This is a genomic window from Aeromonas molluscorum 848, from assembly GCF_000388115.1.
Taxonomy (GTDB): Bacteria; Pseudomonadota; Gammaproteobacteria; order Enterobacterales; family Aeromonadaceae; genus Aeromonas; species Aeromonas molluscorum.
Genome location: NZ_AQGQ01000286.1, coordinates 1 through 1787, shown reverse-complemented (window position 1 = coordinate 1787; position 1787 = coordinate 1). Strand labels below are relative to the sequence as shown.

The following is a 1787-nucleotide window of genomic DNA, read 5'->3' as shown; positions in this document are numbered from 1 at the left end:
CTGGTCAACGACATGGGACTCAACTTTGCGACCCGGATGAAGGACGAGACCGGTGCCTCAGTGGCCGAAGTGGCAGCCTGCTTCGCCATGGCCCGCGAGGTGTTCGGTTTCGATCCCCTGTGGCGCGACATCGAATCCCTGGACAACCAGGTGAGTGCCGAGACTCAGCTCGAGTTGATGTTTGCCAGTCGCCGCATTGTGCGCCGTGCCACCCGCTGGTTCCTGCGTGCTCGCAATCGCAGCTGGAGCATCAGCGAAAACATCGCCTTCTTCCGTCCCGCCTTCGAGACCTTGGGCGAGCACCTCTACGAGGTGATGGAGGAGAGCGAAGTGGCCGAGCACCGTCACGCTGTCGAGGTCTTGGTGGCCAAGCAGGTCCCCGAACATATCGCTCGCCAGGTCGCCCACATGAGCAGCCTCTTCTCTGCGCTGGATCTGGCTCAGATTGCGGCGGATCAGCACAGCGACATTCTGCGGGTAGCCAATGTCTACTACCGACTCGGTGCCAAACTGGACCTGCACTGGTTCCTCGACCAGGTCAACCATCAGCCGGTTGGCAACCATTGGCAGGCGATGGCCAGAGCCTCCTTCCGCGAGGATCTGGACTGGCAGCAACGCAGCCTCACTTCCGTCGTATTGGAAGGGTGCAAAGATCAGGGAGAATGCGATACCATACTGGCCAGCTGGATTGCGGAGCATGAGCAACTCTTGTCCCGTTGGACCCATATGCTGGCCGACTTCAAGACCACCAGCACTCACGAGTTCGCCAAGTTCTCGGTGGCCTTGCGGGAGTTGAACCTGCTCCAGTTGAATTGCCGAGCATCGGCATAACCATGAAAGCCCCGGCCAGTTGCCGGGGCTTTTTTTAAGGAGCAAAGATGTTTTACCCCCTCGCCAGGCATTTGTTGTTCAAGCTCGATCCGGAAAAGGCTCACGAACTCTCCCTCAAACAGCTCTCTCGCCTCCATGGCACGCCGCTCGATATCTTCTTCCGCCAATCCCTGCCCCCACGCCCCGTCACCTGTATGGGGCTTAATTTTGCCAACCCGGTGGGTCTGGCCGCGGGGCTCGACAAAGATGGCGAGTGCATAGATGCCTTTGGCGCCATGGGCTTTGGCTTCATCGAAGTGGGGACCGTGACTCCCAAACCCCAGAGCGGCAATGACAAGCCCAGGCTGTTTCGGGTCGTGCCGGCAGAGGGGATCATCAACCGCATGGGCTTTAACAACCTGGGGGTTGATCATCTGGTTGAGCGGGTCAAGGCCGCTAAATACCAGGGGGTGATCGGTATTAATATCGGCAAGAATAAAGATACCCCCATTGAGAATGGCAAGGATGATTACCTGATCTGCATGGACAAGGTTTATGATCATGCCGGTTATATTGCGGTCAATATCTCGTCCCCTAATACACCGGGCCTGCGTCAGTTGCAGTACGGTGAGGCGCTTGATGATCTGCTGGCCGCCCTCAAGGAACGGCAGAAGATTTTGGCGGCACAATATAAGAAGTATGTCCCTGTGGCGGTCAAAATCGCACCGGATCTCAGTCTGGATGAAATTAAACAGGTCGCCGGATCCTTGATTAAAAATGGGATCGATGGCGTGATCGCCACTAATACCACGCTCGCCCGTGACATGATCTATGACATGCCCCATGCCGGTGAAACGGGAGGGCTGAGTGGTCGCCCATTGCAACACAAGAGCACAGAGGTGATCCGTTTATTGGCGCAGGATTAAACGGTGCCCTGCCTATTATCGGGTGTCGGGGGGAGTGGACAGTGCTCTGGC

Annotated in this window: 2 pseudogenes; both read left to right on the top strand. The window is 57.2% G+C overall.

What is annotated here, in order from left to right:
* Positions 1–831 (top strand): annotated as a pseudogene (locus G113_RS20010) (NAD-glutamate dehydrogenase); the annotation flags it as partial.
* A gap of 47 nt (positions 832–878) precedes the next feature.
* Positions 879–1787 (top strand): annotated as a pseudogene (gene pyrD / locus G113_RS20005) (quinone-dependent dihydroorotate dehydrogenase); the annotation flags it as partial.